Here is a 16,366-nt window from a genome sequence, read left to right as displayed (position 1 = left end):
CCGCGCCGCGCGGCACCGCCGCCGGCGCAGCCCGAGGCCGGGACCTAGCGACCGCGCGGTCGGCTAGCCGCCGGCCGCGGCCTCACCAGGCGCAAGCGTATCGACCGGAAGCGCAAACGCCTCGACGCGATTGAACGGCTTCTTGTTGAGCAGCAGCCGGGTCACGTCGGGCCGCGAATAGTGCCCGGCGGGATCTGCGGCGTTCTTGGCGATGCCGATCATGCCGAGATCGATCTCGGCGATCAGCAGCCCCTCCTGCTCCGGCGGCAGCTTCTCCACCAGCGACGAGCCGTCGGGGCCGAAGATCGCGGCGTGGCCGCCGCCGACATGCAGCAGCGCGTGCTTGTCCGGCCGGTCGCACAATTCGTCGATCATCGCCTGCGAAACGGTGGCGCACGGCGCCAGCACGAAGCACGAGCCTTCCACCGCGTAGACGCGCGAGGCGGCGTTGTTGACCTCGGCGCCGAGCGCCGGCGCGAACGGGTCGTACAGCGAGAAGCTCGGCCACGCCGCGACATGCACCTGCTCGTTCTGGGCATACATCGCATATTTCGACAGCGGCTGCAGGTGCTCCCAGCAGCACAGTGCGCCGAGCCGGCCGATGTCGGGACGATCGTGCACGGCGAGATCGCTGCCGTCGCCCTCGCCATAGACGGTACGCTCGGCATGGGTCGGCCGCAGCTTGCGGCGCTTGGCGATGGTCTCGCCATCCGGGCCGATCAGCCATTGCGCGATGTAGAGGCTGCCGCCGTCGCGCTCGGAGATGCCGAGCACCGCCGTCAGCTTCGCCTTGCGCACCGCTGTGCGCAGGGCTTCGGCCTGCGGGCTGTCATAGGCCAGCGAATTGTCGAAATAGCGCTGCACGAAGCCGCGGCCGATGCACCAGGCCGGAGAGTCCATCCAGATGTGCCAGGGATAGCCGGGGATGAAGACCTCCGGGAAGGCGATCAGCTTGGCGCCCTTGTCGGCCGCCTCCTCGATCAGCGCGATGGTCTTCTTGATCGAGGCGTCCAGGTCGAGCCAGGCCGGCGCCGCCTGCACCACCGCGACCTTGTATTTCGGATGTGCCAGTCCCATTGCACGGTCTCCCCTCTGCCGGATGGCGGCGCCGTGCCGCCGTTCACCGGGGAGTATTGACCTTGGCCGTCATTCGCGCTCGTCTTGCCGGGAACGAAAACTCGACTGGAGCCGGCTGGGCGCGACCGGCCGGCCCGGAAATTGCTGCATGTCCGACCGTCCATTGGCACAGGTGCGAAGGGAGGCCCAGCGATGCCGGTCCTGTTCACCACGGAGGGAAGCCCGGGCCATCGCCGGCTGGCGCTGTGGCAGGACATCGTCTGCGACGTCTATGTCGGGCTCGACTGCAGCTCTGATCTCGGCAGCGCGTTTCGGGGCGCGGTGACGCACACGACGCTCGGCCGCGCCGTCTGCTCCGAGGTGGCCTCCGACCGGCAGCGCGTGCGCCGCACCTCGCAGCGCATCGCGCGCGCGGATGCCGACTACGTGCTGATCGCGCTCGGACGCGAAGGGATCGGCGGCGTCACCCAGGACGGCCGCGACACGGTGATCCGTCCCGGCGAATTCGCGATCTACGACACGACCCGGCCGTATGAACTGCAATTCGACGCCGCCTTCCGGCAGACCGTGTTCAAGCTGCCGCGCGACATGCTGCAACGCAGGATCGGGGCGACCGAAACCATCACGGCGACCAGCTTCGGCGCCGACAGCCCGCTGCAACCGCTGGCCTATGATTTCATCGTCAAGCTGTGCGAGCGCGCCGACCACATCGGCGCCGAGCACGCCGACCGTCTGGCCGACCAGGCCGCCGACCTGCTGGCGATGACCTTGGCTGAGCGGCTGCGCACCCAACCCCTGCCCGCCTCCAGCCATCGCGCGGCGCTGCTGTACCGCATCAAGGCGCATGTCCGCAGCCGTCTCGCCGATGCAGAGCTGTCGTTGCCGGAGATCGCGCGCGAGCTTGGCCTGTCGTCGCGCTACGTCAACGACCTGTTCTCCGACGAGCGGCTGTCATTCCAGCGCTTCGTGCTGGCCGAGCGCCTCAAGCAATGCCGTCGCGACCTCGCCGCGCCGGCATCGGCACATCGCCAGATCAGCGAGATCGCGTTCAGCTGGGGCTTCAACGACCTCTCACATTTCGGCCGCGTGTTTCGCGAGCAGTTCGGCCAGTCGCCGCGCGAGTGGCGCCGCAGCAGCCTGGCGCGCTAGACTGCCGCAATCCTGCTCTCCGAGCCGGGCCGAAGCCGGACCTTGCGCATGCGCCGCTTTGCCATGAAAGCCCTGTTCTCGCTGCTGACGTTGCAGCGCGACGACGAAACCCGGCTGCGCTGGGACCGCATCGTGCTGATCGGCTCGACGGCGGTGACGTTCGGCCTGATCGCGCTGTACGCCTATGGCAAGGCCGAAGGCCGATGGTAGGCGTGCGCACCGCTATTTGAAACGAGATCGATGATGCGCCGAATTGGAGCCGCTCTTGTCTGGCTGGCACTGACCGCCACCGCCAGCCATGCGCTGGACGGCGAGCAGAAGCGAGGAAAAGCGCTCTTGCAAAGCCTTTGCAGCCGATGCCATGCGATAGGCTCCGCCGGCGCCAGCCCGCATCCCGACGCCCCTCCGTTCAGGACCTTCGGTGACAGCAAGCTCTACGACGAAGACTTTGCCCAGCGGCTGCAGACCGGGCTGTCGACGATCCACAAGGACATGCCGAGCTTCCAGTTCAACCGGGCGGACGCGGAAGCGGTGGTCAATTATCTCAAGGCGATCCAGGTCCGCCCCAAGCGACGGTGACGCCTCCGCGTTGCCCTGGAGCATGGAACCGGGATTGTGCGTCGCGGTTGCCCGTTCCCGTCCACCAACCGCGGCCCGGCTGCGGCCGGAGCCTCCGCGATGACGTCGACGAGCACCACCCTGCATGCTGACGGCCTGCCGCTGCCGCAGCGCACCTGGGCGATCGTCACGATTGCGCTCGGCATCGTGCTCGCGGTGGTTGACGGCGCGATCGCCAATGTGGCGCTGCCGACGATCGCCAGGGATCTCAACGCCAGCCCGGCGTTCTCGATCTGGATCGTCAACGGCTATCAGCTCGCGGTCACGATCTCGCTGCTGCCGCTGGCCTCGCTCGGCGAGATCATCGGCTATCGCCGGGTCTATCTCGCCGGCCTCGTGCTGTTCACCGCCGCCTCATTGTTCTGCGCATTGGCCGACAGCCTGCTGCTGCTGACGCTCGCGCGCATCCTGCAGGGTTTTGGCGCCGCCGGCATTCTCAGCGTCAACTCGGCGCTGGTGCGCTTCACCTATCCGCACAGCCTGCTCGGCCGCGGCATCGGCATCAATGCGATGGTGGTGGCGGTGTCCGCGGCCGTCGGCCCGACGATCGCGGCCGGCATCCTCGCGGTCGGCAGCTGGCCCTGGCTGTTCGCGATCAACGTGCCGCTCGGCATCGTCACCTTCGCCTTCGGCTTCCGCTTCCTGCCGCAAACGCCGCGCGCGCCGCACATGTTCGACTGGCAGAGCGCGGCGCTGAGCGCGGTCACCTTCGGCTTCCTGATTGCCGCCGTGGACAGCCTCGGCCACGGTGAAGCGCTGGTCACCTGCGCCATCGAGTTCGTCGTCGCCATCACGGCCGGCGTGTGGCTGGTGTATCGCCAGACCCACATGGCCTCGCCGCTGCTGCCGCTCGACCTGCTGCGCATCCCGGTGTTCGCGCTGTCGATCGCGACCTCGATCTCCTCGTTCTGCGGCCAGATGCTCGCCTTCGTCGCGATCCCGTTCTACCTCGAAAGTCATTTCGGCTATTCGCCGGTGCAGATGGGCCTGCTGATCACCCCCTGGCCGATCGCGGTCGGCCTGACCGCGCCGATCGCCGGCCGCCTCGTCGAGCGCGTGCCGGCCGGCCTGCTCGGCGGCATCGGCCTCGTCATCTTTGCCGGCGGCCTGCTCACGCTCGGCCTGTTGCCGCGCGAGCCGCAGGCCTGGGACGTCGTTTGGCGAATGGCACTGGCCGGCTGCGGCTTCGGCCTGTTCCAGACGCCGAACAACCGCACCATGATCGCGGCCGCGCCGCGCGAGCGCGCCGGCGGCGCCAGCGGCATGCTCGGCACCGCCCGCCTGCTCGGCCAGACCACGGGCGCGGCGCTGGTCGCGATGTTCTTGGCGATCGACCCGAGCGACGGCACAAGGCTGTCGCTGCTGACCGGCGTCGGCTTCGCCCTGGTCGGCGCCTTCTTGAGCATGCTGCGGCTGTCGCCCGCCGGCGCGCGCGGCGCGGAGCATGTCCGTGTCCATGACGGCCAGCGGCTGAAGGGCGAGTGATCTCGAATCCGCAACATGATACCTACAGACTTAGATCAATGAGACATGGGCGGGCGGGATGACGACCGACTGGACGATGCTGAGCCTGCTCGCGCTCGCCGCCTTTGGCTCGGGCATCGTCAACGCGTTGGCCGGTGGCGGCGCCTTCCTGACCTTTCCCACCCTGCTCGCCGCCGGTATCCCGGCCATCGACGCCAATGCCTCGAGCACGGTCGCGCTGTGCCCGGGTCAATTCGTCAGCGCCTATGCCTCGCGCGAGATCCTGGGTGACGCCAAGGCACCGTGGCGCGGCGACCTCGTCCGGCTGTCGATCATCAGCCTGATCGGTGGCACGCTCGGCGCCGTGCTGCTCCTGGTGACGCCATCGGCGGCGTTCAGCCGCCTGGTGCCGTGGCTGCTGTTGTTCGCAACGACGGTGTTCGCCTTCGGCATGCGCTTCACGCCGAAGGATGGCGCACGCTGGCTCGGGCCGCGGGCGATCCAGGCGGTACAGTTCGTGATCGCGATCTATGGCGGCTATTTCGGCGGCGGCATCGGCATCCTGATGCTCGCTGCCCTGGTGTTCTATGGCATGCGCGATATCCGCGCGATGAACGGCCTGAAGATCTGGTTGGCGGCGCTGATGAACATCATGGCCTCCGCCATCTTCGCATTCTCGGGCCGCGTACACTGGCTGGAGACGCTGACCATGATGGCGGCTGCGATGGCCGGCGGCTTCGTCGGCGCGCGGCTCAGCCAGACCATCCCGCCGGCCTATGTGCGGCGCTTCGTGATTGCGGTCGGCTGCGGCCTGACGGTGTATTTCTTCATCAAGCCAGCCTGAGGACGGCGAGGCTGTCTTTCAAGGGGCAAGTCGATCGCATCGGCAGAAGACGGCCTATGCAACAATGATGGCTGCCAATTTGTTGCGCGTCACGCCCGGGCTTGTCCCGGCCATCACGCATTGAGATGGCTGGGCACGAGCACAATCCGCGCCCCACCTATTAATTTAATCGACGATCGCGCTGCCAAACAAAAAGGCCGGCGCGAAGCCGGCCTTTTCATTCAATGCTCTCGCATCACGCCTTGACCAGCGGTCCCTTCGGGGCCGGGCCCTTCGGGCCGTTGCCGCCGGACTTCGGCTTGCGCTTGCGCGCGGCCGGGACCTCCGACTTGGGCGAGACCGGGCCGTCGACGAACTCGAAGCCGATCTTCTCGTCCACGCCGGACTCGTCCTTGACCAGGACGACACGGACGTGGCCGCCGCCCTTGAGCTTGCCGAACAGCACCTCGTCGGCCAGCGGCTTCTTGATGTGCTCCTGGATCACGCGACCCATCGGGCGCGCGCCCATCTGCTCGTCATAGCCGTGCTGGATCAGCCAGGCCTTGGCCGGCTCCGACAGCTCGATCGTGACGTCGCGGTCGGCCAGCTGGGCCTCGAGCTGCAGCACGAACTTCTCGACCACCATGCCGATCACGTCGACCGCGAGATGCGCGAACGACACCACCGCGTCGAGGCGGTTGCGGAATTCCGGCGCGAACTGCCGGTTGATCGCCTCGTGGTCGTCGCCTTCCCGCTTGGAGCGGTGGAAGCCGAACGCCTGCTTGGCGAGATCCGCCGCGCCCGCATTCGTCGTCATGATCAGGATGACGTTGCGGAAGTTGACCTGCTTGCCGTTGTGGTCGGTGAGCCGGCCGTGATCCATGATCTGCAGCAGCACATTGTACAGGTCCGGATGCGCCTTCTCGATCTCGTCCAGCAGCACCACGCAATGCGGATGCTGGTCGACGCCATCGGTCAGCAGGCCGCCCTGGTCGAAGCCGACATAGCCGGGAGGTGCGCCGATCAGGCGCGACACCGTGTGCCGCTCCATGTACTCCGACATGTCGAAGCGCAGGAGCTCGACGCCGAGCGTCGCCGCCAACTGCTTGGCCACCTCGGTCTTGCCGACGCCGGTCGGACCCGAGAACAGGTAGCAGCCGATCGGCTTCTCCGGCTCGCGCAGGCCGGCACGCGCCAGCTTGATCGAGGCCGACAGCGATTCGATCGCCTTGTCCTGTCCGAACACGACGCGCTTGAGCGTCTGCTCGAGATGCTTGAGCACCTCGGCGTCGTCCTTCGACACGCTCTTCGGCGGGATCCGCGCCATCGAGGCGATCGTGGTCTCGATCTCCTTGATGCCGATCGTCTTCTTGCGCTTGTTCTCGGCCAGCAGCATCTGCGCCGCACCGGATTCGTCGATCACGTCGATCGCCTTGTCCGGCAGCTTGCGGTCGTGGATGTAGCGCGACGACAGCTGCACCGCGGCCTCGATGGCCTCGTTGGTGTATTTCAGCCGGTGATAATCCTCGAAATACGGCTTGAGGCCCTTCAGGATCGCGATCGCATCTTCCACCGACGGCTCGTTGACGTCGATCTTCTGGAACCGGCGCACCAGCGCGCGGTCCTTCTCGAAGTGCTGGCGATATTCCTTGTAGGTCGTCGAGCCCATGCAGCGGATCGAGCCCGAGGCCAGCGCCGGCTTCAAGAGGTTCGAGGCATCCATCGCCCCGCCCGACGTCGCACCCGCACCGATCACGGTGTGAATCTCGTCGATGAACAGGATCGCGTTCGGATGCGCCTCGAGCTCCTTCAGCACCTGCTTCAGGCGCTCCTCGAAGTCGCCGCGATAGCGCGTACCGGCGAGCAAGGTGCCCATGTCGAGCGAGAACACCGTGGCGGCCGAGAGCACCTCCGGCACCTCGCTGTCGACGATGCGCTTGGCGAGGCCTTCGGCGATCGCCGTCTTGCCGACGCCGGCTTCGCCGACGAACAGCGGGTTGTTCTTCTGCCGGCGGCACAGCACCTGGATGGCGCGGTTGATCTCGGAGTTACGGCCGATGACCGGATCGATCTTGCCGTCGCGAGCCTTCTTGTTGAGATTGACGCAATAGGTTTCCAGCGCCTCGCCCTTTTTCTTGGAGTCCTCGTTGCCCTTGGTCTCGGTCTCCTCGTCGACGCCGCGAACCGGGCGCGCTTCGGAAACACCAGGGCGCTTGGCGATGCCGTGGCTGATGTAGTTCACGGCGTCGTAGCGCGTCATGTCCTGCTCTTGCAGGAAGTAGGCGGCGTGGCTCTCGCGCTCGGCGAAGATCGCGATCAGCACGTTGGCGCCGGTGACCTCTTCGCGCCCCGACGACTGAACGTGGATCACGGCGCGCTGGATCACGCGCTGGAAGCCGGCGGTCGGCTTGGCGTCGTCGCTGCCGTCCGTCACCAGGTTTTCGAACTCGGTTTCGAGGTAGTTCACGAGACTGCCGCGCAGCTTGTCGAGGTCGACGCTGCACGCGCGCATCACGGCCGCTGCATCGCTGTCATCGATCAAGGACAAAAGGAGATGTTCCAATGTCGCGTATTGATGATGACGCTCGTTGGCAATCGCCAGCGCACGATGCAGGGATTGTTCAAGGCTTTGAGAAAAAGTCGGCATGCGCGTCCTCTGTGGCCCCCTGCCATCATGATCGCCGCCGCCCGGTCAGGCAACAACAACCTTTGTCAAATATAGTTATAACCGAGTGCGACAAAAGACCGGCCGAGCGCCTCGATTACAGGTTCACCGGATCGTCAATGCAAAACCCGTTCCGATTGCGGCAAATCCGGCTGCGACAACCGAACGGCACCCATTTCGAACCGCCCGCGAAGCTGACACGGCGGCCGTATTTCCCCGGGCGCACCCGTGCCTCGGCGCATGTTCCGTAGTGGTGACTCCGGTGAGCCTTCGCCCCGCCCGGTTTCGCTGCCTGCGCGAGCACCGCGCTACTTCTTCTCCATCACACACTGCAGCGGGTGCTGGTGCTTGCGGGCGAAGTCCATCACCTGGGTCACCTTGGTCTCGGCGATCTCGTAGGTGAAGACGCCGCACTCCCCGATGCCGTGATGGTGCACGTGGAGCATGATCTTGGTCGCGGCCTCGACGTCCTTGTTGAAGAATTTCTCCAGGACGTGAACGACGAACTCCATCGGCGTGTAATCGTCGTTGAGGATCAGGACGCGGTAGAGGTTGGGACGCTTGGTCTTCGGCTTGACCTTGGTGATCACGGATGTGACCGGGCCACCGGTGCCACCGGACTTGTTGTCGTTATTGCTCATCCTGGGCGCGGATCGGTTCAATCTGGAATTTGGCTGCGACATCTTGCACGCGTTAGATAATGCTGCGAGGACCCCAAAAAAGAGTTTCCCGCATTGTCCCTGACTGGGATTGTCCCTGACTGGGATTGTCCCCACCGGGCCGCTTCGCCACCCGGTCCTGCGTTCCAGATCGCCTGTCCCTGCCGACCGGTCCGGTCGGACCGACACCAGGAATATGGGTCAGTGGCCGGTTTGCCGCAAGCGCATCCCCGAATGGAGCGGCGCTCCGGCAGGACCGATTCCCGCCCCCGGCGATGCTGCGAAGGTTAATCAAACCGATCGCATTTTACAAAGCCGATTCACCGCGCCTTGACAGGGAACCGGCTCCGCCGCGGGGTGCGGTGCCATGCTGCGGTGATCCCTCGGGTTTTCGAGATCGAGATTCACCCGCCCTTGACGGACGCGGCCCGAAAAAGCCCGCGGAAAACCATCATTGGTGAGCGACATGACCACCGCCTCCCTCATCCGCGTCTGCCGCCGTACCGTGCGCCGCTTCGCCCGCGACGCCCGAGGCAATATCGCCGTGACCTTCGCCATCGCGCTGTTGCCGGTCCTGGCCTTCGTCGGTGCCGGCATCGACTACAGCCGGGCCAATGCGGCCAAATCGTCGATGCAGGCCGCCCTCGATTCGACCGCGCTGATGCTGTCGCGCGACCTGTCGCAGGGCACGATCACGGCGGCCGACATCGGAACCAAGGCATCCGCCTATTTCAAGGCCATGTACACCAGCGCCGACGCCAAAAACGTCGCGGTCACGGCGAACTATACGGCCTCGACCAGCACCACCGCGTCCACCATCCAGCTGACCGCCTCCGGCCAGATCGTGACGCAGTTCATGCAACTGGCGGGCTTTCCGACCATGGACTTCAACACCAAGGCCACCACGACCTGGGGTGACGTGAAGATGCGGGTGGCGCTGGCGCTCGACAACACCGGCTCGATGGCCTCCAGCAGCAAGATGACCGCCCTGCAGAACGCGGTGGCCGGCAGCGGCGGCCTGATCGACCAGCTCAGCGCGCTCGCCAAGACCCCGGGCGACGTCCAGATCTCGCTGATTCCGTTCGCCAAGGTCGTGAATGTCGGCGCCAGCAATTACACCCAGAACTGGATCGACTGGACCGACTGGCAGAATCCGCCCACGGTCCAGCCCAACAACGGCTCCTACCAGGCCGCGATCCCGAACGCCAAGTTCACGCAGGCGCAGTGGGACATGGTCGGGCCGGGCTCGTCCTGCCCGTTCACCTCCGGCAACGGCTTCTCCTATTTCGGCTGCACCAGCGGACCGGCGAGCGGCAGCTCGGGCGTGTCGTCGATCCCGGCGAGCGGCAGCTATGCGGGATACATCTGCCCCGGCTACGATTCCGCCTCGCACAGCTACTATAATGGCTGCTGGACCAGCACCAAGACCAGCACGGTCGTGACCTACTGCACCGGCAGCGGCTGCAGCTGCACCGGCGCCAATTCGACCTGCGCCTGCACCGGCAGCTACAGCACCACCAAATGCACGGTGAACACCTACACCAAGACCTGGGTCGCCAATGCCACCAGCAGCTGGACCGGCTGCGTCGCCGACCGTACCCAACCGAACGACGCCAACGCCGTGCTGCCCGCGCTGTCCGACGTCACGACGCTGTTCCCGGCCAACCAGCACATGGAGAACAACACCCAGTATTGCAGCAGCAGCGCCACGACCAAGCTCGCCCAGATCGTTCCGCTCAGCTACAATTGGAGCTCGCTGAAGAGCGCGGTCAACGCGATGCAGCCGACCGGCGGCACCAACCAGGCGATCGGCCTGGCGTGGGCGGTGCAGTCACTGATCCCGAACGGCGTGCTCGGCGCGCCGGCCGAGGACGCCAACACCACCTACAACCGCGTGATCATCCTGCTCTCGGACGGCCTCAACACCGAGGATCGCTGGCCCGATTATGGCAACGGCGCCACCCAGGCCTCGGGCAACCCGATCGACGCGCGCCAGGCCCTGCTCTGCTCCAACCTGAAGAACACCAGGGATGCCAAGGGCAATGCGATGTACACGATCTACACGATCCAGGTGAACACCTCCTCCCCGGCCGATCCGACCTCGACGGTGCTGCAGAACTGCGCCTCGAGTCCGGACAAGTTCTACATGCTGACGAGCTCCAGCCAGATCGTGACCACCTTCAACACGATCGGAACCGCGCTGTCGAAGCTGCGCGTCGCCAAATAGCGACGGTGCTGCACTCTTCATCGGCGCCGCCGACAAAAAAGCCGCCAACAAAAAAGCCCGGCGCGAGCCGGGCTTTCGACTGTCACCTCGCGGCGGCTGCGCTCAATGCGCGGCCGGCGGGGTGAACTTGGCGGCGAGGCCTTCGAGCGGCTTGAACGCCTGCTTGGCGAGATCCGAATACAGGCCGGCGATCTTCTGCGAGTCGGCGATGAAGGTCTCGTAGGCCGACTTGGCGAACTCGGTCTGGACCTCGAGCACCTTGTCCAGCGACTTCACGCCCTGGAGCTTCTCGACGAACGACTTGGTGTCCTCGAAGGATTTCTTGGTGTAGTCGCCATAGGCGGTGGCGATCGCATGGAGGCCGTTCTGCACGGTGGTGGCGGAGTTCACCACGGTCTCGAACTGCTCCTTGCCGTAATTCTGGAAGTCTTCAACCTTAAACATGTGGCATTCCTTTCCCTGACTTTGAGCGCCCTCAGGGAAGCCCGGCTCCCTGACGCGATCACAATATAGTGCACCGCACAAAATAAGCAAGAATCTTGTGCAATGCACCATTCAGGGAATTGCGGCGCGCCAAATGCATGGCACCTCGAGCCGCCCCGATCAGGGGCAGTTCGGCCGAAATCCGCGCCATCGGAGCAAGGTTTCTTTAATCCTTTGGCAACTCGACCGTCCTAACCTCTCCTGTGGTCCCGGCCAGCGTCGGCCGAACCGTAAAGCTGTTCTAAAACAGCGTCTTAACAAAACCTCAGTTCGGGCCCTTCGATGCATCACCGCGTCGAGGCGCAAACTGGAGGTCCGACAGGCAAAGATCACGGGAGCGTTTTGGCACAATTTCGCCTCAACTTCCGGTGATCACGTCAGAAATTGGACGGGGATTTCATGCTTCGCAAAAACTTGGCTTCCTCGCGCCTGCTGCGGGTTGGCGTTTATGGGCTGCTGACCGTCGCGGCGGCGGCAGTGGTCACCGTCGACAGCGCGGAAGCGCGCCGGCACCACCGGCATCACGCGCGTCACTCCCCCCGCAACGACGAGGGCAGCTACAGCCCGGCGTTCGCCTCGATCATCGTCGACGGCAATTCGGGCGCGACACTCACCGCGACCAATCCAGACTCGCTGCGGCACCCGGCCTCGCTGACCAAGATCATGACGCTCTATCTGCTCTTCGAGCGTCTCGACTCCGGCAAGATGAAGCTCGACACCGAGATGCCGGTCTCCGAGCACGCCTCGGAGCAGTCGCCGACCAAGCTCGGCCTGCGCCCCGGCCAGACCATCCGCGTCGAGGACGCGATCAAGGGTGTCGTGACCCGCTCGGCCAACGATGCCGCGGTCGTGATCGCCGAAGCGATCGGTGGCGACGAGGACGAGTTCGCCAAGATGATGACGCGCAAGGCGCGGGCCCTCGGCATGAGCCGCACCACCTATGTCAACGCCTCCGGCCTGCCCGCCGACGAGCAGATCACGACGGCGCGCGACCAGTCGATCCTCGGACGTGCGATCCAGGACCGCTTCCCGCGCTATTATCGTTATTTCTCGACCACGGCGTTCAATTTCCGAGGCCATACGATCACCGGCCACAACCGCCTGCTCGGCAGCGTCGAAGGCGTCGACGGCATCAAGACCGGCTACACCCGCGCCTCCGGCTTCAACCTCGTGACCTCGATGCATCGCGGCAACCGCTTCCTGGTCGGCGTCGTGCTCGGCGGCCGCAGCGGCGGCTCGCGCGACGCGATCATGCGCAACCTGCTGGCCGAGAACCTCGAGAAAGGCGCGACCAAGCGCACGGTCGCGGCGATCGGCGAGCGTGGCGGCTCCGACGCCGGCGACGCCCAGGGCACGGTCCAGCTCGCCTCGGCCGCGCCGGAGGCTCCGGCGCCGAGCCGTGCCGCCAAGCTGATGTCGGCCCTCTCGGAAGCCACCGCGGCGCTGCCGCCGTCGGCGCCCAAGGAAGCCAAGGTGGAGCCGGCGCCGATGACCAGCGGCGTCATCCAGAATCAGCCGATCTCGCTGGTCCCCGGCTCGACCGAGCCGATGAAGCCGGTGAAGGTGCGGACGGTTCAGGTCAAGGCCGGCACCGTCAAGCTCGCCACCGCCGCGCCGCAGCCAGCCGCGCCGTTCGCGCAGCGGGTCGAGGCGATCGAGCCGGCGCCGCAGATCGCGCGCGCCGAGGCCGCCGCGCGGCCGGACATGCCGCCGCAGCCCCCGGGCCACGGCACCGGCAACGGCATTCTCGGCGTGCTGCCGGCCTCCAGCCTGCCGCCCGCATCCTCGCAGGCGATGGCCTATGCGGCTCCTCCGGCCCAGCCGGTTCCGCCGCCGGTCCAGATCGCCTCGGCCATCCCGGCTCCCGAAGCCCCCACCCGCACCACCGTGACGCGCAGCGGCTGGATCATCCAGGTCGGCGCGCTCGACAGCGAGGCCGAGGCGCAGAAGCGCATCGAGGCCGCGCGCAGCTCGGCGCAGGGCCTCCTCAGCAAGGCCGATCCGTTCACGGAGCAGGTGTCGAAAGGCGACAAGACGCTGATCCGCGCCCGCTTCGCCGGTCTCGATCGCGATCAGGCCGAGGCGGTGTGCAAGAGGCTCAAGCGCGCCGACATCTCCTGCATGACCGTGCACAACTAGCTCACCCGATATCACCGCATGTGAGGCCCGCGCGACACAGGCGCGGGCCTTTTTCTTTGCCTGCGCGCGACACCGCTGCGAGCCGGCTCGCGCAAACCACTCGTCAAGGAATTGCCGCTAGAACTTTTTCACCATGTCGAACGATCGCGCCTGACAAAGCCGAGAGCCACGGGCGTCGACATGACTGTGATGGAAGCAGGTTCGGTCTTGTAGCGTTGGTGGCGTTGCCGGAGTTAGCCGTGATGCGTACGAAGCAGAGTATCCTTGGCCTCGTTCACCCGGGCGGCGAGATACGTCGACCCCCCTTGGTCGGGATGCAGTTTCTTCATGAGCGCACGGTGGGCACGCCCGATCTCGTCACGCCCCGCGCCCGGCTGCAGGCCAAGGATCTGATAGGCCTCCTCAAGCGTCATTTTGGAGCTCGACGCCGCGCGGCGCTGCCCCCCTGCAGCATCGCCTTGCGCGTGCTGACGCCAAGCGGGAAACCGGCGGTCCAGATAAGCTTCAAGTAGCGCGACGCTCTCGGCATCGAGGCTCGGCAGCAGCGCCGCGAGCTGCGGCAGATCGAAGTCGTCGAGCGACCGGCCGGCATTGGGTCCGGCGACGAAGCGGCCCTGCAGCTGGCCGCTGTCGTGGTCGAGCATCATCTCGATGAACTGCGAGCGGACGCGCGAACTCTGCCCCGACGATCGCGGGCTGCCGATGCCGAACATGCTGCCGAGAGGGCCGAGGCCGCCTGGCGTCCAGCCCAGCAGGCCCGCTCCGAACAGTCCGATCGGAATTGCGACCACCAGCTCGCCGCGAATGCCGGTGAAGGCCGCGACAGCGAGACAGCCGATGCCGCCCGCCATCTTGATGGCGCGGGCCAGCGCCGCCGGATTTGCCGCGCGAAACATCTGCAGCAGCAGGTACAGGGTAATGACGGCAACAGCGCCAGCGATCAGTGTCATGAGGCGAATATAGAGCCTGTTCCGGCAAAATGCATGATCGCCTCTGAACCGTGCCCGCGGGCCGTCAGGCTCGGAGCACGGGCCGACGCTCGCCGGGCTTCATTTGATCTGGCCCAGCAGATGCGCAGCAGCGCCCTGTGACGCGGCGAGCCGCAGCAGCGCGTCGCGTCCTCCAGCCGCATAGGCCGCAGCGGCGCGCAGCAGCTCGCGAAGCTGCGACGCTGCGCCTGGATCGAAGCGGCACCACGCGCCATTCGACAGCCGCGCCATCTCGCGAAACGCCTGCTCGGCGGCTGGATCTTGGCCCTCCTGGAACATGAACAGGGGGACCTTCAAGAGGCCGAGTTCGCCGGCCTTGGCGCAGAGCTCGTCGACACTCTCCTCCATCGCGTCGCCGACGAAGACGACGGCTCGAATGCCGGCCGACGTGGCGTTGCGGCGGGCCTCGGCGAGGACCTTGCTGATCTGGGTCTTGCCGCCCCGGCAATCGATCCTGCCCATCAGGCGGGCGAGCTCGGCGCTGTCGGAGATCCAGCCGGTCGCACGGCACTCGTTGAAGCCGCGATAGTAGACCAGCCGGATGTCGAGGCTTCCAAGGGCGGCCGCCTCGCGAAACATGTCAGCCTGGAGCGCACAGGCCATGTCCCAGGTCGGCTGGCGGCTCATGGTTGCATCGAGAGCGAAAACGAGCCGCCCCCTGGTCCCCGGCGCCGCCGGCGCAAGCGCCTGGGCTCGCGCGACGAACGCCGCAATCGCGGCGGCCGTCGATGGCTCAGCCTCCGGCAGCTGCCGGCGGTGCGAAACATCATCGCCGGAGGACACTGGAGCGGAACGGGATCGGGAGGGATCATCGGCCATGTGCACACCTGCTCAGGTGCACATGATGTGGGCGGACTGGCTCCGGCGCGCAACGGCGCCGCCCATAACCTGCGCCGCCCGCCGTCACGGGGGCGCGGACAACCGCTCGGCGGTCAAAGGTGCTCGGCAGCTCAGTGGGTCAGTGGCTTCGCCGGCGTCGCCGTCTTGCCGACCGGCGCATAGGGCGCCACCGGACCGGGATCGAGCAGCGGCGCCTTGGTCTTGACCGGGCCAATGTCGCTGGAGCTGTCGCTGTCGGCGAGAAACTTGTCGAGCATGGCCTGGATCGACGACTTGGCCTCGTCGGGCCCGGTGTCACGCATGTCGTTGTGCTGGAAGTCGGTCTTGACGACCGTGATGCCTTCCTTCTCGCAGATCTCGTTGTCAGGGATCACGCCGGGATCGGTCTTGAACTGCGGGTCGTTGGAGCGGAACGATAGGATCTTGAACTTGCCATCCGTCACGAACGGGACGCGCAGATTGTCGAGCGTCACGACCTTGCGCACGTCGTCCGGATACTGCTTGGCGAAATACATCGAGATGTCGCCGCCCATCGAATGGCCGACCATCGTCAGGTGGTCGTAGTCGGCGTTCGGCTGGATCTGGCGCATCTGCTCGACGGCAAAGCGGATGTTGGCGACGCCGCGCTGGATCTGCGGCAGGCGGCCGACATAGGGCTCCCCGATCTTGGTCACCATCGGCGGGTCGGTCGGCAGGTCATGCTGGATGCTGACCGCCATGTAGCCGCGCGCGGCGAACACGTTGGCCACGAACGAGTACTCGGTGAACTTGACGGTGTTGCCGTGATTGAGGACCGCGACCGGCAGCTTGATCATGCCGGCCTCGGCCTGCATCTCCTTGTCGCGACGGACGGCGACGGCGACCTCGACGAGGCGGTTGCCGCGCGACGCATCATAGAACCGGATGGTCTCGTGCCTGATCGCCCACTTGCTGGCGGTGAAGTAGCCGACGGCCGCCAACACGCTGACGGACAACAGGACGGTTATTCCACGCTTCATGTTCGTCCCTCGGGAGCTACAACCAAAGATAGTTAAAAACCTATGAGACTCTCGCGACCCGTTCTGTTCAGTATATGTAACGGCGCTGTGACAGGAAGGCTAAATGTTGTGTATCCATCGCCCGTCTGTTGTGCGGCGCACCTAGTTGCTGTGCAGCATAGGGCTGTTCCGGCCCTTTCCCATGCGACGCGAACCCTCAACGTCGGGTTCAAATCAGTCATGAATTTGACGGTAA

Annotated in this window: 14 protein-coding genes; 7 read left to right on the top strand and 7 right to left on the bottom strand. The window is 65.9% G+C overall.

The features are described 5' to 3' along the window. Positions 1 to 63 precede the first annotated feature (63 nt). Positions 64 to 1,077: a carbon-nitrogen hydrolase family protein gene (locus BRAS3809_RS03350; protein ID WP_008960697.1), complete on the bottom strand. Its 1,014-nt coding sequence runs from the start codon at positions 1,075 to 1,077 to the stop codon at positions 64 to 66. Positions 1,078 to 1,269: 192 nt separating this feature from the next. On the opposite strand from BRAS3809_RS03350, the gene BRAS3809_RS03345 reads away from it, so the two are divergent. From BRAS3809_RS03345 to BRAS3809_RS03330, 5 genes are all read left to right on the top strand, one after another. Further along, positions 1,270 to 2,226, top strand: coding sequence for an AraC-like ligand-binding domain-containing protein (locus BRAS3809_RS03345; RefSeq protein WP_008960696.1), 957 nt, complete (start codon positions 1,270 to 1,272; stop codon positions 2,224 to 2,226). A 48-nt stretch (positions 2,227 to 2,274) separates the two neighbouring features. Further along, positions 2,275 to 2,436 (top strand): hypothetical protein, encoded by a 162-nt coding sequence (locus BRAS3809_RS36470; RefSeq protein WP_008960695.1) that lies wholly within the window; start codon positions 2,275 to 2,277, stop codon positions 2,434 to 2,436. A gap of 33 nt (positions 2,437 to 2,469) precedes the next feature. Continuing rightward, positions 2,470 to 2,805, top strand: a complete 336-nt coding sequence (locus tag BRAS3809_RS03340; protein ID WP_008960694.1) for a c-type cytochrome — start codon at positions 2,470 to 2,472, stop codon at positions 2,803 to 2,805. 99 nt (positions 2,806 to 2,904) lie between these two features. After that, positions 2,905 to 4,329, top strand: a complete 1,425-nt coding sequence (locus BRAS3809_RS03335) for an MFS transporter (protein ID WP_008960693.1) — start codon at positions 2,905 to 2,907, stop codon at positions 4,327 to 4,329. Positions 4,330 to 4,387: 58 nt separating this feature from the next. Next, positions 4,388 to 5,152: a sulfite exporter TauE/SafE family protein gene (locus BRAS3809_RS03330; RefSeq protein WP_008960692.1), complete on the top strand. Its 765-nt coding sequence runs from the start codon at positions 4,388 to 4,390 to the stop codon at positions 5,150 to 5,152. 235 nt (positions 5,153 to 5,387) lie between these two features. Here BRAS3809_RS03330 and clpA read toward each other — a convergent pair whose 3' ends face one another. Then, positions 5,388 to 7,778 (bottom strand): ATP-dependent Clp protease ATP-binding subunit ClpA, encoded by a 2,391-nt coding sequence (gene clpA / locus BRAS3809_RS03325; protein WP_008960691.1) that lies wholly within the window; start codon positions 7,776 to 7,778, stop codon positions 5,388 to 5,390. 326 nt (positions 7,779 to 8,104) lie between these two features. Continuing rightward, complete coding sequence (gene clpS / locus BRAS3809_RS03320; protein WP_008960690.1) at positions 8,105 to 8,437, bottom strand: ATP-dependent Clp protease adapter ClpS; 333 nt, start codon at positions 8,435 to 8,437, stop codon at positions 8,105 to 8,107. Positions 8,438 to 8,921: 484 nt separating this feature from the next. Between clpS and BRAS3809_RS03315 the strand changes: the two genes are divergently transcribed. Then, on the top strand, positions 8,922 to 10,682 hold the full coding sequence (locus BRAS3809_RS03315) for a TadE/TadG family type IV pilus assembly protein (RefSeq protein WP_035655181.1): 1,761 nt from the start codon (positions 8,922 to 8,924) through the stop codon (positions 10,680 to 10,682). 102 nt (positions 10,683 to 10,784) lie between these two features. On the opposite strand, the gene BRAS3809_RS03310 is transcribed toward BRAS3809_RS03315, so the two are convergent. Then, complete coding sequence (locus BRAS3809_RS03310; protein ID WP_008960688.1) at positions 10,785 to 11,126, bottom strand: phasin family protein; 342 nt, start codon at positions 11,124 to 11,126, stop codon at positions 10,785 to 10,787. 438 nt (positions 11,127 to 11,564) lie between these two features. Between BRAS3809_RS03310 and BRAS3809_RS03305 the strand changes: the two genes are divergently transcribed. Then, on the top strand, positions 11,565 to 13,304 hold the full coding sequence (locus BRAS3809_RS03305; protein WP_008960687.1) for a serine hydrolase: 1,740 nt from the start codon (positions 11,565 to 11,567) through the stop codon (positions 13,302 to 13,304). A 233-nt stretch (positions 13,305 to 13,537) separates the two neighbouring features. Here BRAS3809_RS03305 and BRAS3809_RS03300 read toward each other — a convergent pair whose 3' ends face one another. The 3 genes from BRAS3809_RS03300 to BRAS3809_RS03290 form a co-directional block, all read right to left on the bottom strand. Continuing rightward, entirely contained in the window at positions 13,538 to 14,254 is a 717-nt protein-coding gene (locus tag BRAS3809_RS03300; protein WP_008960686.1) for a DnaJ domain-containing protein, read from the bottom strand. A 99-nt stretch (positions 14,255 to 14,353) separates the two neighbouring features. Further along, complete coding sequence (locus BRAS3809_RS03295) at positions 14,354 to 15,112, bottom strand: vWA domain-containing protein (RefSeq protein WP_008960685.1); 759 nt, start codon at positions 15,110 to 15,112, stop codon at positions 14,354 to 14,356. Between the two features lie 131 nt (positions 15,113 to 15,243). Continuing rightward, on the bottom strand, positions 15,244 to 16,131 hold the full coding sequence (locus tag BRAS3809_RS03290; protein WP_008960684.1) for an alpha/beta fold hydrolase: 888 nt from the start codon (positions 16,129 to 16,131) through the stop codon (positions 15,244 to 15,246). Between the last annotated feature and the right edge of the window lie 235 nt (positions 16,132 to 16,366).

Source organism: Bradyrhizobium sp. STM 3809, from assembly GCF_000239795.1.
Classification (GTDB): domain Bacteria; phylum Pseudomonadota; class Alphaproteobacteria; order Rhizobiales; family Xanthobacteraceae; genus Bradyrhizobium.
This window is presented reverse-complemented; position numbering and strand designations above follow the sequence as displayed.

What these genes read in the sequence shown, in the direction of transcription:
- BRAS3809_RS03350 (WP_008960697.1), bottom strand. Translation starts at nt 1,077, where the DNA reads ATGGGACTGGCACATCCGAAATACAAGGTCGCGGTGGTGCAGGCGGCG.
- BRAS3809_RS03345 (WP_008960696.1), top strand. Translation starts at nt 1,270, where the DNA reads ATGCCGGTCCTGTTCACCACGGAGGGAAGCCCGGGCCATCGCCGGCTG.
- BRAS3809_RS36470 (WP_008960695.1), top strand. Translation starts at nt 2,275, where the DNA reads ATGCGCCGCTTTGCCATGAAAGCCCTGTTCTCGCTGCTGACGTTGCAG.
- BRAS3809_RS03340 (WP_008960694.1), top strand. Translation starts at nt 2,470, where the DNA reads ATGCGCCGAATTGGAGCCGCTCTTGTCTGGCTGGCACTGACCGCCACC.
- BRAS3809_RS03335 (WP_008960693.1), top strand. Translation starts at nt 2,905, where the DNA reads ATGACGTCGACGAGCACCACCCTGCATGCTGACGGCCTGCCGCTGCCG.
- BRAS3809_RS03330 (WP_008960692.1), top strand. Translation starts at nt 4,388, where the DNA reads ATGACGACCGACTGGACGATGCTGAGCCTGCTCGCGCTCGCCGCCTTT.
- clpA (WP_008960691.1), bottom strand. Translation starts at nt 7,778, where the DNA reads ATGCCGACTTTTTCTCAAAGCCTTGAACAATCCCTGCATCGTGCGCTG.
- clpS (WP_008960690.1), bottom strand. Translation starts at nt 8,437, where the DNA reads ATGAGCAATAACGACAACAAGTCCGGTGGCACCGGTGGCCCGGTCACA.
- BRAS3809_RS03315 (WP_035655181.1), top strand. Translation starts at nt 8,922, where the DNA reads ATGACCACCGCCTCCCTCATCCGCGTCTGCCGCCGTACCGTGCGCCGC.
- BRAS3809_RS03310 (WP_008960688.1), bottom strand. Translation starts at nt 11,126, where the DNA reads ATGTTTAAGGTTGAAGACTTCCAGAATTACGGCAAGGAGCAGTTCGAG.
- BRAS3809_RS03305 (WP_008960687.1), top strand. Translation starts at nt 11,565, where the DNA reads ATGCTTCGCAAAAACTTGGCTTCCTCGCGCCTGCTGCGGGTTGGCGTT.
- BRAS3809_RS03300 (WP_008960686.1), bottom strand. Translation starts at nt 14,254, where the DNA reads ATGACACTGATCGCTGGCGCTGTTGCCGTCATTACCCTGTACCTGCTG.
- BRAS3809_RS03295 (WP_008960685.1), bottom strand. Translation starts at nt 15,112, where the DNA reads ATGGCCGATGATCCCTCCCGATCCCGTTCCGCTCCAGTGTCCTCCGGC.
- BRAS3809_RS03290 (WP_008960684.1), bottom strand. Translation starts at nt 16,131, where the DNA reads ATGAAGCGTGGAATAACCGTCCTGTTGTCCGTCAGCGTGTTGGCGGCC.